General features: G+C 69.6%; 16 protein-coding genes and 1 pseudogene. 8 read left to right on the forward strand and 9 right to left on the reverse strand.

The window, feature by feature from the left end; genetic code table 11:
- The coding region (locus tag ABD378_RS03390; protein WP_344518806.1) for a hypothetical protein at positions 1–210 on the reverse strand (210 nt) is incomplete at its 3' end.
- A gap of 128 nt (positions 211–338) precedes the next feature.
- Positions 339–980 carry a DNA-3-methyladenine glycosylase gene (locus tag ABD378_RS03395; RefSeq protein WP_344518807.1) on the reverse strand — a complete coding sequence of 214 codons (642 nt, stop codon included), beginning with the start codon at positions 978–980 and terminating at the stop codon, positions 339–341.
- A 161-nt stretch (positions 981–1,141) separates the two neighbouring features.
- Between ABD378_RS03395 and ABD378_RS03400 the strand changes: the two genes are divergently transcribed.
- The 3 genes from ABD378_RS03400 to ABD378_RS03410 all read left to right on the forward strand — a co-directional run bounded on the left by ABD378_RS03400 (position 1,142) and on the right by ABD378_RS03410 (position 3,178).
- Positions 1,142–1,924, forward strand: coding sequence for a sporulation protein (locus tag ABD378_RS03400; RefSeq protein ID WP_344518808.1), 783 nt, complete (start codon positions 1,142–1,144; stop codon positions 1,922–1,924).
- Between the two features lie 60 nt (positions 1,925–1,984).
- A complete protein-coding gene (locus tag ABD378_RS03405) occupies positions 1,985–2,524 on the forward strand; it encodes a YbhB/YbcL family Raf kinase inhibitor-like protein (protein WP_344518810.1) in 540 nt (179 codons plus the stop codon).
- Positions 2,525–2,671: 147 nt separating this feature from the next.
- A complete protein-coding gene (locus tag ABD378_RS03410; protein WP_344518812.1) occupies positions 2,672–3,178 on the forward strand; it encodes an HNH endonuclease in 507 nt (168 codons plus the stop codon).
- An 86-nt stretch (positions 3,179–3,264) separates the two neighbouring features.
- On the opposite strand, the gene ABD378_RS03415 is transcribed toward ABD378_RS03410, so the two are convergent.
- The 3 genes and pseudogenes from ABD378_RS03415 to ABD378_RS03425 all read right to left on the reverse strand — a co-directional run.
- The gene (locus tag ABD378_RS03415; RefSeq protein ID WP_344518813.1) at positions 3,265–4,197 is read right to left on the reverse strand and encodes an SPFH domain-containing protein; all 933 of its coding nucleotides are present in this window, start codon (positions 4,195–4,197) and stop codon (positions 3,265–3,267) included.
- A 135-nt stretch (positions 4,198–4,332) separates the two neighbouring features.
- Positions 4,333–4,761 carry an NfeD family protein gene (locus ABD378_RS03420; RefSeq protein WP_344518814.1) on the reverse strand — a complete coding sequence of 143 codons (429 nt, stop codon included), beginning with the start codon at positions 4,759–4,761 and terminating at the stop codon, positions 4,333–4,335.
- Positions 4,762–5,123: 362 nt separating this feature from the next.
- Positions 5,124–5,672, reverse strand: a pseudogene (locus tag ABD378_RS03425) (ABC transporter ATP-binding protein); the annotation flags it as partial.
- Positions 5,673–5,777: 105 nt separating this feature from the next.
- On the opposite strand from ABD378_RS03425, the gene ABD378_RS03430 reads away from it, so the two are divergent.
- Positions 5,778–6,560: a hypothetical protein gene (locus ABD378_RS03430; protein WP_344518817.1), complete on the forward strand. Its 783-nt coding sequence runs from the start codon at positions 5,778–5,780 to the stop codon at positions 6,558–6,560.
- A gap of 220 nt (positions 6,561–6,780) precedes the next feature.
- Here ABD378_RS03430 and ABD378_RS03435 read toward each other — a convergent pair whose 3' ends face one another.
- The 3 genes from ABD378_RS03435 to ABD378_RS03445 all read right to left on the reverse strand — a co-directional run bounded on the left by ABD378_RS03435 (position 6,781) and on the right by ABD378_RS03445 (position 9,000).
- Positions 6,781–7,026 carry a chaplin gene (locus ABD378_RS03435; RefSeq protein WP_344518818.1) on the reverse strand — a complete coding sequence of 82 codons (246 nt, stop codon included), beginning with the start codon at positions 7,024–7,026 and terminating at the stop codon, positions 6,781–6,783.
- A 170-nt stretch (positions 7,027–7,196) separates the two neighbouring features.
- On the reverse strand, positions 7,197–7,862 hold the full coding sequence (locus ABD378_RS03440) for a response regulator (protein WP_344518819.1): 666 nt from the start codon (positions 7,860–7,862) through the stop codon (positions 7,197–7,199).
- Positions 7,855–9,000 (reverse strand): GAF domain-containing sensor histidine kinase, encoded by a 1,146-nt coding sequence (locus tag ABD378_RS03445; protein WP_344518820.1) that lies wholly within the window; start codon positions 8,998–9,000, stop codon positions 7,855–7,857. The genes ABD378_RS03440 and ABD378_RS03445 overlap by 8 nt, the downstream gene beginning before the upstream one ends.
- Before the next feature lie 193 nt (positions 9,001–9,193).
- Between ABD378_RS03445 and ABD378_RS03450 the strand changes: the two genes are divergently transcribed.
- From ABD378_RS03450 to ABD378_RS03460, 3 genes are all read left to right on the forward strand, one after another.
- On the forward strand, positions 9,194–9,928 hold the full coding sequence (locus ABD378_RS03450; protein ID WP_344518821.1) for an SDR family NAD(P)-dependent oxidoreductase: 735 nt from the start codon (positions 9,194–9,196) through the stop codon (positions 9,926–9,928).
- A complete protein-coding gene (locus ABD378_RS03455) occupies positions 9,925–11,007 on the forward strand; it encodes an S-adenosylmethionine:tRNA ribosyltransferase-isomerase (protein ID WP_344518822.1) in 1,083 nt (360 codons plus the stop codon). The genes ABD378_RS03450 and ABD378_RS03455 overlap by 4 nt, the downstream gene beginning before the upstream one ends.
- A 294-nt stretch (positions 11,008–11,301) precedes the next feature.
- A complete protein-coding gene (locus ABD378_RS03460; protein ID WP_344518824.1) occupies positions 11,302–12,030 on the forward strand; it encodes a transglycosylase SLT domain-containing protein in 729 nt (242 codons plus the stop codon).
- 122 nt (positions 12,031–12,152) lie between these two features.
- Here ABD378_RS03460 and ABD378_RS03465 read toward each other — a convergent pair whose 3' ends face one another.
- Positions 12,153–14,759 carry an ABC transporter ATP-binding protein/permease gene (locus ABD378_RS03465; protein ID WP_344518825.1) on the reverse strand — a complete coding sequence of 869 codons (2,607 nt, stop codon included), beginning with the start codon at positions 14,757–14,759 and terminating at the stop codon, positions 12,153–12,155.
- Between the two features lie 264 nt (positions 14,760–15,023).
- On the opposite strand from ABD378_RS03465, the gene ABD378_RS03470 reads away from it, so the two are divergent.
- On the forward strand, positions 15,024–16,643 hold a 1,620-nt coding region (locus tag ABD378_RS03470; RefSeq protein ID WP_344518826.1), incomplete at its 3' end, for a streptophobe family protein.

Genomic DNA, 16,643 nt, shown 5'->3' on the forward strand with positions numbered 1-16,643 from the left:
CTTTGTACTCACCCTCTCGGGCTTTCCTCCGGGCGCTTCCCTTCGGTATTTCGTGTTTCCAACCTTACCAGATCCGTTTTCCGTTCCGTTCCCGGTTCGGATTTCATTTCCAGTGGCCGTTGGAGGGCCTTTGCCTTTCGGCGTGTTCACTACGTTAGCGGATTCCCTCTGCAACTCATAATCGAGATCCGCGAGTTCGAATTCAGGCATGCGAGCACGCCAAATTCGCCCCCGCTGAGGGGAAGTTGTAAGTAGTGGTTGGCCGCTTCCGGCTGCTGGCAGAACGCCGTACCCGGGTCAAGCGGCTCGGACCACATTACGGTTCCCCATGGGACGCGTCAAGTTCGGCGTCGTCGGGGCGTATGGGCTCGATAAGGGCTCACCGTCGGGTCGTTGGGGGTCCAGAAGCGCCAGGGGTGGACGGATCCGTCGCCGCCGACTCCCGTGCGGGGACCGTTGCTGACCTGGTCGGGGTGGGCGGGGGTGCCCGTAAGGAGAGTGAGGGGGGCGTCACCACCCGCGCAGAGGTCGGCGCCGTTCAGGCTTCGGTCCACGTCGAGGGCCGTGGCCAGGCGGGCCGGGCCTTTGGCCAGTTCCCTGTCGTTGCGGGCCGAGAGTCGACGCTTGCGGGCGATCTCGGCGCCGGTCGTGATCTCCCCGGCCCGGAGCAGGACTCCGCTCGCCTTGCCTTCCGGGCCGCACACCACGTTGAGGCAGTGCCACATGCCGTAGGTGAAGTAGACGTACGCGTATCCGGGCGGACCGAACATCACGTTGTTGCGGGCGGTGGGGCCACGATAGGCGTGGGAGCCCGGGTCGGCATCGCCCGCGTACGCCTCCACCTCTGTCAGGCGGAGCTCGATCGGACCGTCCGGTGAGGTGCGCACGAGCACGCGGCCCAGGAGATCCGGGGCCACATCGAGAACAGGGCGCTCGAAGAAGTCATGTGTGAGGGGCGTACGGTCAGGGGCCTCGATCATGGCGTCCGAGCGTACTGGAGACGGTCCGTACGGGCAGGTGGTCACCTGCCGGGCGGATTGCCAGGGTGAGGACGCGGAACCGGACGTGGGTTCACCGCGTTTGTATGGATCAAGGATTCAAGTCGAGTCGAACCACAGGCGGGGCCTGGGGGAGGAGAGTCATGGGGTTCAAGAAGCTGCTTGCGAGCCTGGGGGCCGGCGGTGCCTCGGTGGAGACGGTGCTGACCGAGGTCAATGTCGTACCGGGTGGTGTCGTTCAGGGTGAGGTGCGGATCCAGGGCGGGTCCGTGGACCAGGAGATCGAGGGTCTGTCCGTCGGTCTGCAGGCTCGGGTCGAGGTCGAGGGCACCGACCAGGAGACGAAGCAGGACATCGAGTTCACGAAGCTGCGGCTCGGTGGGGCCTTCACGCTCCAGGCGAACCAGGTGCACGCCGTGCCGTTCGGCCTCGAGATCCCGTGGGAGACGCCGATCACGTCCATCGACGGGCAGCAGCTGCGCGGGATGAACATCGGTGTGACCACCGAGCTCGAGATCGCGCGGGCCGTGGACTCCGGTGACCTGGACCCGATCAGCGTGCACCCGCTGCCGGCGCAGCAGGCCATCCTGGATGCCTTCATCCAGCTGGGCTTCCGCTTCAAGAGTGCGGACATGGAGCGCGGTCACATCCGTGGCACGCGGCAGAAGCTGCCGTTCTACCAGGAGATCGAGTTCTTCCCGCCGCAGCAGTACCGCGGGCTCAACCAGGTCGAGTTGAGCTTCGTGGCCGACGACCGCGAGATGGACGTCATCCTGGAGATGGACAAGAAGCCGGGTCTCTTCAGTGAGGGCAGCGACTCGTTCCGGTCGTTCAAGGTGGGGCTCAACGACTTCCAGGGCACCGACTGGGCGGCGTACCTCAACGAGTGGCTGTCCCAGGTCGGCAGCAAGCGCAACTGGTTCTAGGCTCGGAACGGAAGAGCTGTAGAGCTACCGCCGAGCAGGAACCAATCAGGAGGTGCCGACGTGACCGAGCTCAAGAGGCCGCCGCTTCCCCATGACTTCCATCCGCCCGTGGCGTCGTTCACGGTCGTGAGCGAGGACTTCGAGCCGGGGGCGGTCCTTAAGGACGCTCAGGTCCATGCGGCCGGGAACACCTCGCCGCACCTGCGGTGGGAAGGCTTCCCGCCGGAGACCAAGAGCTTCGCCGTGACGTGCTTCGACCCGGACGCCCCCACGGGCAGCGGGTTCTGGCACTGGTCCGTCATCGACATCCCGGTGTCGGTGACCGAACTGCCCACCGGTGCGGGCAGCGGCAAGTTCGATGGGCTGCCCGAGGGCGCGGTGCAGGTGCGGAACGACTACGGGACGAAGGAATTCGGCGGCGCCGCGCCGCCGCCCGGTGACCCGGCGCACCGTTATGTGTTCACCGTGTACGCGGTGGATCAGGAGAAGCTCGGCCCGGACTCCGACGCTTCGCCCGCCGTCATCGGATTCAACCTCCGGTTCCACACGCTCGGGCGCGCGCAGGTGCTCGCCGAGTACGCGGCTCCCGCCGATAGCTGAGCGTTCACCGAACGTTTGCCCGCCCCTGGTCATGGAAGTGATCAGGGGCGGGCATTTTTTATTGCGTTGTCCATCCCGGCGTGCCCGGCCAGAGTTGATCCCAGCCCGCCAGGGGGTGGGTCGGTGTGCATACGGGAGGTGGGCGAAATGCGGGACACGCTGGTGCTGAACGCGAGCTTCGAGCCGCTGTCGACGGTGACGCTGAACCGTGCCGTCGTGCTGGTCCTTACGGACAAGGCCGTCGTCGAGCAGGCCCACCCCGGACTCCGTGTGCGCGCGGCGGCGGTCGAGGTACCGGTGCCTCGGGTGATCAGGCTCTGCAGGTATGTACGGGTGCCGTTCCGAAGACGGGCTGCGTGGTCTCGGCGCGGTGTTCTCGTGCGGGACCAGCACAAGTGCGCGTACTGCGGGAGGCGGGCGACGACCGTGGACCACGTGGTGCCGCGGGCGCAGGGCGGTGCGGACTCCTGGCTGAACACGGTCGCTTCGTGCGCGATGGACAATCACCGCAAAGCGGACCGTACGCCGGAGGAGGCCGGAATGCCGCTGCTGCGGCAGCCGTTCGAGCCGACGCCCGCGGACGCGATGTTGCTGGCGCTCGGCCGGGACGAGCGGGCCACTCTCCCGGAGTGGCTGGCGGCGCCCGCCGCTTAGCCGCTGGGCACTGCGCCTGCCGGTGGCTCTTCCAGTGCGGGCCGACCTTGGCTGAGCGCGCAGTTCCCCGCGCCCCTTCGGGGCGCTCAGTCGATCGGCGGCTGTTCGCGGCGCTCCTTTGGGGCGCCGCCCGAGCCGCCGCCCGTGGGGTTGAAGTTGCCGAACGCGCCGCCGAGGCCCTTGAGTGCGTCGCCGATCTCGCTGGGGACGATCCAGAGCTTGTTCGCGTCGCCCTCGGCGATCTTCGGGAGCATCTGGAGGTACTGGTACGCCAGGAGCTTCTGGTCCGCGTCGCCGGCGTGGATGGACTCGAAGACCGTGCGGATCGCCTGGGCCTCGCCCTCGGCGCGCAGGGCCGCGGCCTTGGCCTCACCTTCGGCGCGCAGGATCGCGGACTGCTTCTCACCTTCGGCGCGCAGGATCTCCGACTGCCGTACACCTTCGGCCTGGAGGATCGCGGCGCGCTTGTCGCGGTCGGCGCGCATCTGCTTCTCCATCGAGTCCTGGATGGAGGTCGGCGGCTCGATCGCCTTGAGCTCGACGCGGTTGACGCGGATGCCCCACTTGCCGGTGGCCTCGTCGAGGACGCCGCGCAGTGCCGCGTTGATCTCCTCGCGGGACGTCAGGGTCCGCTCTAGGTCCATGCCACCGATGATGTTGCGCAGCGTGGTGACGGTGAGCTGCTCGATCGCCTGGATGTAGCTGGCGACTTCGTACGTCGCGGCGCGGGCGTCGGTCACCTGGTAGTAGATGACGGTGTCGATGTTCACCACGAGGTTGTCCTGGGTGATCACCGGCTGGGGCGGGAACGGGACGACCTGTTCACGGAGGTCGATGCGGTTGCGGATCGAGTCGATGAACGGGACGACGATGTTCAGGCCCGCGTTCAGCGTCCGTGTGTAGCGGCCGAAGCGCTCGACGATCGCCGCGCTGGCCTGTGGGATGACCTGGATCGTCTTGATCAGGGCGATGAAGACCAGCACCACCAGAATGATCAGGACGATGATGATTGGTTGCATCGTTGTTCCCCGTACCCCTCTTGCTCGGTGTTCCCGGAAGATCCGCAGAGCCTGAACGCGGGCCGGCGAAGATCTTGCTGGTCGAGTCTGTCAGACCGTCGCACACCCCGTGGTGCATTCACCTGACGATGGCCGTCACATGACGATCGCCGTTGCTCCGTCGATCTCGACCACGTCCACCTCGCGTCCCGCCTCGTAGCTCTCGGAGGTGTCGAGCGAGCGGGCCGACCAGATCTCGCCGGCGAGTTTGATCCGGCCGCCGGAGCCGTCGACCCGTTCCAGGACGACGGCCGTCCTGCCCTTCAACGCCTCGACTCCCGTGGCCAGTTCGGGCCGTTGGGCGCGGTGTCGCGCCGCCACGGGGCGTACGACCGCGATGAGCGCGACCGACACCGCGGCGAAGACGACGACTTGGAGCACGGTGCCGCCGCCGAGACCGGCGGTCACCGCGCCCGCGACGGCGCCCACGGAGAGCATGCCGAACTCCGGCATCGCGGTCAGTACGAGCGGGATTCCGAGCGCGGCGGCGCCGATCAGCCACCACACCCATGCGTCGATGTCCACATGGTCATGGTAGGACCGCGGGACCTTCCCGCACAGGGCACGTGATCTATCGGCCGGAGTGGGCCCGGCCGTTCGCGCCGGTGCCGGCCGAACCGTCAGCCGAGCGGGAGGCCCTGGGCGCTCCAGCGCTCGCCCCGCTCCTCGACCACCAGGGGCAGTCCGAAGCACAGGGAGAGGTTGCGGGAGGTCAGTTCGAGCTCCAGCGGACCGGCGGCCATGATCTTGCCCTGGCGGATCATGAGGACGTGGGTGAAGCCGGGGGCGATCTCCTCGACGTGGTGCGTGACCATGATCATCGAGGGGGCGATCGGGTCACGGGCGAGGCGTCCGAGGCGGCGTACGAGGTCTTCGCGGCCACCGAGGTCGAGGCCCGCGGCGGGCTCGTCCAGGAGGAGCAGTTCGGGGTCGGTCATCAGGGCGCGCGCGATCAGGGTGCGCTTGCGCTCTCCCTCGGAGAGGGTGCCGAACTTGCGGTCCAGGTACTCGGTCATGCCGAGGCGGTCGAGGAAGGCGCGGGCGCGCTGCTCGTCGACGTCCTCGTAGTCCTCGTGCCAGCCGGCGGTCATGCCGTACGCGGCCGTGAGCACCGTCTGGAGCACGGTCTGGCCCTTGGGCAGCTTCTCGGCCATCGCGATGCCGGCGACGCCGATGCGCGGGCGCAGTTCGAAGACGTCCGTGCCGGGCTTGCCGAGGGTCTCGCCGAGGATGGTGGCGGTGCCGCTGCTCGGGTGGAGGTAGCTGGACGCGACGTTCAGGAGGGTGGTCTTCCCCGCGCCGTTCGGTCCGAGGATGACCCAGCGCTCACCCTCCTTGACCGACCAGGAGACCTGGTCCACCAGAGCCCGGCCCTCGCGGACCACGGATACGTCCTCCAGCTCCAGTACATCGCTCATGAGCGCGTTGTCTCCCATTGCAGTCTCGGCTGTCGCTTGCGCCTGTGGACGCAGTCCCCTGGGAGAAAACCTACGCCACCGGCCGAGCGCTCCAGCCCTTAGCCCGGTCCTTAGGCTGTACGCATGCTCTCGGAACCACGCTCAGGACGCTTGGCAGCATGGGGAAATGCCCTTCTTGCCGGACTTGTCTCGCCGGATGACGCGGTGCTCGCGATGGTCGGCGACGACGCCGTGCACCGGGTCGAAGGTCTCCCCGGCGAGTCGGGGCCCGTCGGCCTCACGCTCGCCCTCGGACGATTGCGCACGCTCGGGGTGACCGGGCTCCGGGTCGCGCTGCCCGCGCCGGGGCATCCGCTCGGCCTCAGCGGGCCGCCCGCCTTCAACGCGCGGGCCCTGGACGCGGAGGAGGCGGTCGTCGCCTACGGGGCGCCGTACGGTCTGGTGCCCGAGGTGTCCGAGGCCGGGCCCGCCGGCGATGTGCATGTGGAGGTCCTCTGGCACTGCCTGCCGGTACGGGAGGCGCCGCCCGCCGATGTGCCCTCGCTGGGCGAGGCGGAGCGCGAGCTCGCCGAGGCGCTGCGGGATGCGACGGAGGTGCTCTCGCGGCTCGACGTGGCCGGCTCGGGGCCGGTCGCCGAGGCCGCGGTGGACGCGTACCGGGCGCGGGCCGAGCGGGGGCGGGAGGCTCTCGCGCCCGGATACCCCCCGCGTGCGGTACGGGTGTTGGAGCTGGCCCAGCGGGTCGCCCTGCTGATCTCGGTGGCGTTCGAGAACGGCCACGGCGGGGCTGTGAGCGCCTCGGAGATGGCTGCGCGGGGGGCGGCGTTGCGCCCCGTGGAGCGGACCGCCCGGCGGGCGCAGGTGGCCGCCTACAACGCGTACGTGGAGGAGCGTGAGCGGGGCTGAGCTGGGCCCTGGGGGCGCCTTGGCGGTTCCGGGACGCCCGGGGGCAGCCGCTGCGCGGCGGAGGGCTTCTGTTCAGCTGCGGTGCTTCGTCTTTTTCCGCGGGTGCTTCGTGGCTGATCGCGCAGTTCCCCGCGCCCCTTCGGGGCGCCCCTGAACGCCGGACCGGCCCCCCGGAGAATGTCCGGGGAGCCGGTGGTCACTGCTGCGCCTGGGGCGTGCGTCAGGCGTTGAGGCCGTCGTTCGCGAAGGCCGGGTTGAGGGCACCGATGACCGACACGGTGTTGCCCACGGCGTTCACGGGGATGTGCACCGGCGCCTGGACGAGGTTGCCCGAGCCGACGCCCGGGGACTTCACGGTCTTGCCATTGGCCTGCGCACCGTCCGTGGCGGAGGCGAGACCGGCACCGGCGGCGACGAGGCCACCCGCCACCATCGTGACTGCAGCGGCCTTCTTCAGGTTCTTCACTTCTGGATCCTCCTAGCGATCGCCGCGGCCAGCCGCCGCAGCACGCACTGGAGAACGGCCGGGCGGCGCACAGGTTGCGCCATACGGGGGACATCCACACGACGGTATGAATCTCAGCCCGGAACGCGACGTTCCGTTCTGCCGGTTGACGGTGTGTGCCAAAACGTTGATCAGCCGGTCACACCATGTCGTACGGCCCACAGGGCGGCCTGGGTGCGGTCGGCGAGGTCCAGCTTCATCAGGATGTTCGAGACGTGGGTCTTGACGGTCTTCTCGGAGAGCACGAGGGCACGCGCGATCTCGCGGTTCGAGCGGCCGTCGGCGATGAGCATCAGGACCTCGCGTTCCCGCTCGGTGAGCGAACCGCCCCTCCCCTGCCCGCTGTTGGACTCCTCCTGGGACAGCAGCGCCCCGGCCACCTCGGGCTGCAGCAGCACATGGCCCGCGTGCACGGAGCGGATGGCGCCCGCCAGGGCGTCCGGGTCGACGTCCTTGTAGACATAACCGGCGGCGCCCGCGCGCAGGGCCGGGACGACCGTGCGCTGCTCGGTGAAGCTGGTGACGATGAGCACGCGCGCGGGGTTGGCCAGTTCGCGGAGCTTGCGCAGCGCCTCGACCCCGTCCATGCCCGGCATTTTCACGTCCATGAGGACGACGTCCGGCTTCAGCTTCTCGGCCTGCTCGACCCCTTCGGCGCCGTCCGACGCCTCGCCGACGACCTCGATGTCGTCCTGCACCTCGAGGAACGTACGCAGACCGCGGCGGACCACCTGGTGGTCGTCGACCAGCAGCACCCGGATCCCTGTCTTCTTGGCATGGAACACAGCGTCAGCCACCGGGGACCTCCATCTCGATCGTCGTGCCCTTGCCGGGCTCCGATTCCACGGTCAGCCGTCCGCCGACCCCGCCGGCCCGGTCCCGCATGGAGACCAGGCCCAAGTGCCGCCCCGCGCGGCGGATCACGCTCGGGTCGAAGCCGCTGCCGTCGTCCATGACGCGCAGCACGGCTCCCGCTCCGCGCCGCACCAGGGCCACGCAGACGTGTTCCGCGCCGGAGTGGCGCAAGGCATTGTGCAGCGCCTCCTGGGCGACGCGCAGCATCGCTTCTTCCTGGGCCGCGGGCAGGGCGCGGACGGCGCAGCTCTCGAAGGTGACCGCGGCGGAGTGCGCGCGGTCGAGGACCTGCGTGTGCGTGCGCAAGGTGGCGACCAGGCCGTCCTCGTCCAGGGCGGCGGGGCGCAACTCCACCACGGCGGCGCGCAGTTCGTCCGCGGCCTCGGCCGCGAGGGCGGCCACCTGCTGCAGTTCGCCCTTGGCCCGCAAGGGGTCGCGGTCCACCAGGGCGGCCGCTGCCTGGGCCGTCAGGCGCAGCGAGAACAGCTTCTGGCTGACGGCGTCGTGCAGTTCGTGGGCGAGCCGTGAGCGCTCCTCGGCGATGGTCAGCTCGCGGCTGCGTTCGTAAAGACGGGCGTTCGTGAGGGCTATCGCGGCGTGCTGGGCGAGGATCGAGAGGAGCTCCTCGTCGTCGGCGGTGAAGCCGCAACCGCCGTCCGGCTTGGGACAGTTCTTGTTCGCGAGGAACAGCGCGCCGAGGGTCTCGTCGCCGTACCGGATCGGCAGGCCCAGGAAGTCGGACATGTCCGGGTGGGCGGACGGCCAGCCCTCGAAGCGCGGGTCGTTGCGCACGTCGGCGAGGCGCTCGGGCTCGGCCTTGTGCAGCATCGCGGCGAGGATGCCGTGCTGACGGGGCAGCGGGCCGATGGCACGCCACTGCTCGTCGCTGACACCGTCGACGACGAACTGGGCGAACCCGCCGTGGTCGTCCGGGACTCCGAGCGCCGCGTACTCCGCGTCGAGCAGTTCGCGGGCCGAGGCGACGATCGTCTTGAGGACGTCGCGCACTTCGAGCTGACTGCTCATGGCGAGAAGCGCGGAGCTCACCGCGTTCAGGCCGGACCGGGGACCTTGACTCATGGCCTCACCGTACCGGCGGGGTGTGACAGCGCGTATCGGACCTGTGGCGGCCACCGTCTAGGGCCGTGGGCGTAGGCCCAAGGGCCCTGAGCCGTTGCGGCCCGAGCACGAGGCGCCGGGAGCGGGTCCGTTCCTACCGTGGGGTCATCCGCTGGAGAAGCGGCTGCCAGGGCGACCCGAGGGGACGGATGTCATGCCGGTAGCGATCATCACGGGGGCTTCGAAGGGACTGGGGCGTGCGCTGGGGGCTGCGCTCGCCGGGCGGGGCTGGGATCTGGTGCTCGACGCGAGAACGGCCGCCGCGCTCGATGCGTCCGGACGGGATCTGGCGGGGCGCGGCGTGCGTGTGGAGGCCGTCGCCGGGGATGTCACTCAGGCCGGGCACCGGGCGGATCTGGTGGCCGCGGCGCACAAGCTGGGCGGCCTCGATCTGCTGGTGAACAACGCGAGCGCGCTGGGCGCGGAGCCTCTCGTACGCCTTGAGGAGCTCACGCTCGACGGGCTGCGGCAGGCTCTGGAGACCAATGTGGTGGCGGCGCTGGGGCTGATCCAGGAGGCGCTGCCCCTCTTGCGGGCCTCGGGGGCGGGGACGGTGGTCGACGTCAGTTCCGACGCGGCCGTCGAGGCGTACGAGACCTGGGGCGGGTACGGGGCGTCGAAGGCCGCCCTTGATCATCTGTCGGCGGTCCTTGCCGCGGAGGAGCCGGGGATCAGGGTGTGGGCGGTCGATCCCGGTGACATGCGGACCGATCTCTACGAGGCGGCCGTCCCGGACGATGACGCTTCGGGGCGGCCCGCACCCGAGACGGTGGTGCCCGCCTTCCTGCGGCTGCTGGACGAGCGACCGGCGAGCGGGCGGTACTCCGCTCCTTCTCTGCTGGACGGTCCTGCCTCCCTGGACGGTCCCTCCTCCTTGGACGTCCGATGACGCTGGCCGTGCGGGTGCCCGAGGAGCTGGCGGCCCGCGTTCCCGCCGAGCAGCGGGGCCAGGGGCTCGGCAGGGACGCGGTGCGGCTGCTCGTGTCGCGCGGGACGGAGGTCTCGCATCACGCGTTCGCCGATCTGCCCGCGCTGCTGCGGGCCGGGGACCTGCTGATCGTGAACACATCGGAGACGCTGCCCGCCGCGGTCGACGGAATCGCCGGGCACGCGCGCGTGGTGGTGCATTTCTCGACGCGGGGCGACGACGGACGGTGGGCCGTCGAGTTGCGGGATCCGGACGGCAGGGGCACCACGCGCGCGCGGGCGGGCGGGCCCGCGGATTCGATCGTGCGGCTCCCCGGGGACGTACCCCTCGTCTTCGAGGAGCCGCTGGCCCCGGGGAGCGGGCGGTTGTGGTGGGCCCGGGTGCCGGCCGATGTGCCGTCGCTGCTGCGGAGGCACGGGCGTCCCATCCGTTACTCCTATACAGAAAGGGACCAGCCGCTCTCCGCCCACCAGACCGTGTTCGCGCTGCCGTCGACCGACGGGACGGGCAGCGCGGAGATGCCGAGCGCGGCCCGGCCGTTCACCGAGGGCCTGGTGGCACGCCTGGTGAGCCGGGGTGTGCAGTTCGCGCCGGTCGTCCTGCATACGGGGGTGGCGTCGCCCGAGGCGCACGAGCCGCCGTATCCCGAGCTCTTCGATGTGCCCGGGGCATCCGCGCGGCTGATCAACGCCGCCAGGGCGGGCGGCGGTCGGGTCATCGCGGTCGGTACGACGGCCGTGCGCGCCGTCGAGTCCGCCACGGGGCCCGACGGGGTGGTCCGGGCGGCAGCGGGCCGTACGGAGCTCGTGGTGACGCCCGAGCGGGGCGTGCGCGTGGTGGACGGGCTGCTCACGGGGCTGCACGAGCCGCAGGCATCGCATCTGCTGATGCTGGAGGCGATCGCGGGCCGGGCCGCCGTCGACCGGGGTTATGCCGAGGCGGTACGTCGTCTCTACCTCTGGCACGAGTTCGGCGACGTCCATCTCCTACTCCCGGAGGAGAACCCTCACACAGAGAATTGCGACGGCAACTGTTGGTGAGGCTGTTACGTGTTCGATGTGAGCCCGCGCATAGGACGCACGTCACGTACGAAGGTCCCTAGTGGATAAGAAAGTCCTTTATGCGCAGGGGATGTACTGCCTTCAAAGCGTACGGCGCGCCCCCTGATCCACTACCTGGCATCGTATGTCACTCCTTTGCCACAGAATTTTGCGCCCGCTAAGAATTGCTCCCGTCGCTCGGCGCCGCGGTCTCGCACCGCGGCGTTTGTGCCGGATAAGCAAATGTCCCCGCCGGCCAGAGCGACCTCCGCGATTCGAAGAGGTCCATCAGCCATGTCCAAGCACAGCACCCCTGGTCATAGTCGCCCCGCGCCGACCAAGACCCAGAAGTTCACGATCGCCGGTGTCGCCACGCTCGGCGCCGCTGCCCTCGCGTTCTCCCTCGTGCCGGGCAGCGCCGATGCCGGAACCCAGACGCAGAGCCTTGAGGCCGCCCCGGTGGCCTTCAAGCAGAACGTGGACGCCCAGCAGGCCGTCCACGCCGGCGTCATCAAGCAGCAGACCTCCGCCGACAAGCAGGCCAAGGCCGCCAAGGACACAGCCGACGCGAAGGCGAAGGCCGCGGCCGACGCCGCCGCGAAGAAGCGGGCCGACGAGGAGGCCGCGGCCAAGAAGAAGGCCGAGGACGAGCGCAAGGCCAAGGAAGCCGCGAGCCGTGCCGCCGCGCGCAAGCCGGTCTACGCCAACAACCTCGACGGCTGGATCCGCCAGTCCCTGGACATCATGAAGTCCAAGGGCATCCCCGGTTCCTACGAGGGCCTGCACCGCAACATCATCCGTGAGTCCGCCGGTGACCCGAACGCCAAGAACGGCTGGGACATCAACGCCATCAACGGCACCCCGTCCGTCGGCCTGCTCCAGGTCATCCAGCCGACGTTCGACGCCTACCACGTCGAGGGCACGTCCACGAACATCTACGACCCGGTCGCCAACATCACGGCCGCGGCCAACTACGCGGCCGACCGGTACGGCTCGATGGACAACGTGAACGGCGCCTACTGAGCCTGATCTCCTGATCAACGGACCTCTTCGCCGAGGCTCCACAGACGCCGAAGGGCGGCACCCCACTGGGGTGCCGCCCTTCTCGTCTGCCATCAAACGCCTGAGCACCTGGCATGACGTGCTTACTTGCGCATGACCTCAGGCTCGTGGCGGCGCAGCAGGCGTGCGACCGCGAAGCCGCAGGCGATGCCGATCAGGAGCAGGATCGTGATGTTCATGCCCCACTGGCCGGCCGAGTGCTCCCACAGCGGGTCGAGGTCGCCCGGCTTCTTCGGGTCCCACGGCGGCATGAGGTGCGCGAGGTCCAGCGTGGCGCCCGCACCGGCGATGGCCCAGCGCGACGGCATCAGCCAGGCGAACTGCTCGAGGCCCGGCGAGCCGTAGACCTGGAAGAGCACGCCGGTGAAGACGACCTGGACGATCGCGAACATCACCAGGAGCGGCATGGTCTTCTCGGCGGTCTTCACCAGCGAGGAGATGACCAGGCCGAACATCATCGAGGTGAAGCCCAGGGCGATGATCGTCAGGCAGATCTCGACGGCCGGGGGCAGGATCAGGCCCTCTTCCGGCATGTCGCGGGTCGCGAAGCCGATGCCGCAGATGATCACGCCCTGGAAGGCCGTGATCACGCCGAGGACGATGACCTTGGACATCAGGTACGCCGAACGGGAAAGGCCGGTGGCCCGCTCCCGTTCGTAGATGACCCGTTCCTTGATCAGCTCACGGACGGAGTTGGCCGCGCCCGAGAAGCACATGCCGACCGCGAGGATCAGCATGATCGTTCCCGCGTCGCCGTTGAACTTCGCCGGCGGCTTGGGCGGGCCGAGCCCGAACTCGGCCGGGATGACGACGCTGACGATGCCGAGGACCGCGGGCAGGATCACCATCAGGCCCAGGAAGCCCTTGTCGGAGGCGATCACCGAGGTGTAGCGGCGGATCAGGGTCCACAGCTGCGAGCCCCAGCCCTGTGGCTTGGGCGGTCTGATCGCCTGCGCCGGCGGCATGTGGACCGACTGCGCGGCCACGGCGTCGATGTCGGCGGCGTACATCTGGTAGTGCTGTGAGCCCTTCCAGCGGCCCGCCCAGTCGTAGTCGCGGTAGTTCTCGAACGCCGAGAAGACGTCCGCCCACGTCGAGTAGCCGAAGAAGTTGAGCGCTTCCTCCGGCGGACCGAAGTACGCGACCGAGCCGCCCGGCGCCATCACCAGGAGCTTGTCGCAGATCGCCAGCTCGGCGACGGAGTGCGTGACGACCAGGACCGTACGGCCGTCGTCGGCGAGGCCGCGCAGGAGCTGCATGACGTCGCGGTCCATGCCCGGGTCGAGGCCGGAGGTCGGCTCGTCCAGGAAGATCAGCGACGGCTTGGTGAGGAGCTCCAGGGCCACCGACACACGCTTGCGCTGGCCACCGGAGAGGGAGGTGACCTTCTTCTCCTTGTGGATGTCCAACTTGAGCTCGCGAAGGACCTCGTCGATGCGCTGCTCGCGCTCCTGCTCGCTGGTGTCCGAGGGGAAGCGCAGCTTGGCGGCGTACTTGAGGGCCTTCTTGACGGTCAGTTCCTTGTGCAGGATGTCGTCCTGCGGGACCAGACCGATGCGCTGGCGCAGCTCGGCGAACTGCTTGTAGAGGTTCCGGTTGTCGTAGAGGACGTCACCCTTGTTGGCGGGCCGGTAGCCGGTGAGCGCCTTGAGCAGGGTGGACTTCCCGGAGCCCGAGGGGCCGATGACCGCGATGAGCGACTTCTCCGGGACGCCGAAGGAGACGTCCTTGAGGATGTCCTTGCCGCCGTCGACCGTCACCGTGAGGTGGCGGGCGGAGAAGGAGATCTCACCGGTGTCGACGAACTCCTCGAGCCGGTCGCCGACGAGCCGGAACGTCGAGTGGCCGACGCTGACGATGTCGTTCGGGCCGATGAGGGCCGTGCCCGACTTCGCGACCGGCTGACCGTTGATGTACGTGCCGTTGTGCGAGCCGAGGTCGTGGATCTCGAAGCGGCCGTCCGGAGTGGCCGTGAACTCGGCGTGGTGCCGCGAGACCTGGAGGTCGGAGACGACCAGTTCGTTCTCCAGGGCGCGGCCGATGCGCATCTTGCGGCCGAGCGAGAGCTGGTGGAACGTCGTCGGGCTGCGGTCTCCGTAGACCGGCGGGGCCCCCGCGACACCGCCGGAACCCGCACCGGGGCCCTGCTGCTGCGGGACCTGCGGTTGCTGGGGCTGCTGGTGATGAGCCTGCTGCTGGGGCTGCTGCCAGCCCTGCTGCTGGGGCATCTGCGGCTGCGCCTGGTGCTGCGGCGCCTGCTGCTGGGGTGCCTGGGAGGCCCAGCCGGGTCCGCCCTGTTGCTGCGCGTGGTGCTGCGGTGCCTGGTGTTGCGGCGCCTGATGAGCCGGTGCCTGCTGAGCTGCCTGCTGCGGTGCGGACACGGCGGCGGCGCCCGATGCGCTGCCGGACACATTCAGCCGCGGACCGTCGGTCGCGTTGCCGAGGTTCACGGCCGAGCCGGGGCCGATTTCCATCTGGTGGATCCGCTGGCCCTGCACAAAGGTGCCATTGGTGCTGCCGTGGTCCTCAATGACCCAACTGCGGCCGCTCCAGCTGATCGTGGCGTGACGCCAGGACACCCTGGCGTCGTCAAGCGCGAGATCTCCCTGCGGATCACGTCCGAGGGTGTACGACCTGGACGGATCGAGCGTCCAGGTCCTTCCATTCAATTCCAGTACGAGTTCCGGCACTCCAGCCCCACTGAGTTGTCCCCCGAGCTAGCCCCCATCATGGGGAGTCTAGGGATGTCGAACATCGGGAGGAACTATTTCAGGCGGAGGCCTCTGACCGAAAGTCGGGCCTTGTGAAGACTGCGTACGGGCCTCCATGACCGCCCCGTTGACGGGGCAGAAATCGCCCCGGAGAGTAGTAACCGCCCATGAGTGCATACGGATCATGCGCATTGCGCACATCCCGTATGAATAGGGCGAGGCGGTGCGAGTCGGGGGGTCCTGATGGAGTCCGGCGGAAAACTGGTCGAAGGCCCGGGCGTGCGGTGGGGCGATGTGCTGCTCTCCGCTGTCGCCGCCGTGAGCTGGGCTCTTGTCGGCATGGCCGGTACGGCGGCGCTCGGCCTGCATCTGCTCGGCGCGAACGCGGTGGGGTCACTGGGGCCGATGACGGCGGCTGTGGTGGCGCTCGGCGCGGGAGGCTCGGTCACCCCGTCCGGTGACGTCTCGGCGTTCGGGCTCGAAGGAGCCGAGGCGACCACCGCGATCGACATCGCGCCGCTGGGCGTCGGACTCGCGGGTGCGGTACTGCTGGCGTATTTCTTCCTACGTTCCTTGCGTGCGGCGGGAGTTGTGATCACGCCAGCCGAACTGGCCGCGCGCGCGGGCGCGGTGATCGCCCTCTTTGTGGCGATGCTCGGCGGGCTCGCGTGGGCGGGTCACGACATCATCACGATCGACGGTGAGCAGCTGGGGATCGACAAGGGCATCGACAAGGGGATCGACCAGCTCCCGGACGACATCACGGACAAACTTCCCGACGGGCTCGGTGACATCGGCGGTCTGCTGCCCGACCGCCTCGGCGACCTCGCGCAGGCGAAGGCGGCGGTCGGCTTCACCGTGGACACGGGTCCGACGCTGCTCGGGGGCGGGGTGTGGGTGATCGGCGTCCTGCTGATCGCGCTGCTCGCCTCACGTCGTACGCCACTGCCGCGTGGATGGGACGCCCTGCACCGCGTGGCGCGGCCTGCGGCGTCCGCGCTGGTCACGGTGGTGCTCGTGGCGGTGCTCGCCGGGCTCGCCGCTGCGCTGTACGCGATGATCGGCGACGCCCATCCCAAGCGCATCGCGGGCGCCGCGCTGCTCGGGGCGCCGAACGGGGTGTGGCTCGGGGTGCCGATCGGGCTCTTCGTGCCGTGGGACGGCGAGGCGACGGGCGAGCTGACGAAGCTCCTGCCTGATCCGCTGGACGACCTCCTGACGGGGTCGGGCGCCTCGGGGAACGAGGCGGTGACGCTGGGGCGGCTCGCGGAACTCGACAGCCGGGTCTGGCTCCTCGGCGTCGCGGCGGCGCTGATGATCCTTTTCGCGGGGGTGCTCACCGCCGTCCGCACTCCCTGCTTACGTGGCGAGACCGGAGCCCTGAGGTTTGCGGGGCAGTGTGCGGTGCGGCTCGGCGCAGTGACGGCGCTCGCGCTGCCGCTGATGGTGTGGCTGACGGGGGTGTCCGCGGATGCCTCGCTCTCGGTGCTCGGCTTCGACGCGTTCGGGGCGGGGATCGAGCTGCACGGGCAGCTGGGGATGGCCTTGCTCCTCGGTGCGGCGTGGGGTGCCGGTGCGGGGGCGGTGGGGGCGTTGCTCGCGGTGGCGAGCGGGGCTGCGGGGGGCAGGGTTTCGCCGTTGGCCCGCGCCGTGGGGGCTCCTGAGGTGGCGCCACCGGCCGAGGTGGTGGCCGGGGGGATGCCGACTCCCCTTGCGGGGCCTTACAGCCCCGGCGATCCGTACCGGCCCGCGAACCCTGACACCAACCCTTACCTCCGGCCGCCGCGTGATGTCTCCGGGGCGCCGACTGTGGTGGGACCGATGACTCCCCCGCCGCAGCCGAAGCCGCGGCCCCGCTCCTCG

The sequence above is a fragment of the Streptomyces rectiviolaceus genome (assembly GCF_039533825.1).
GTDB classification, from domain to species: domain Bacteria; phylum Actinomycetota; class Actinomycetes; order Streptomycetales; family Streptomycetaceae; genus Streptomyces; species Streptomyces rectiviolaceus.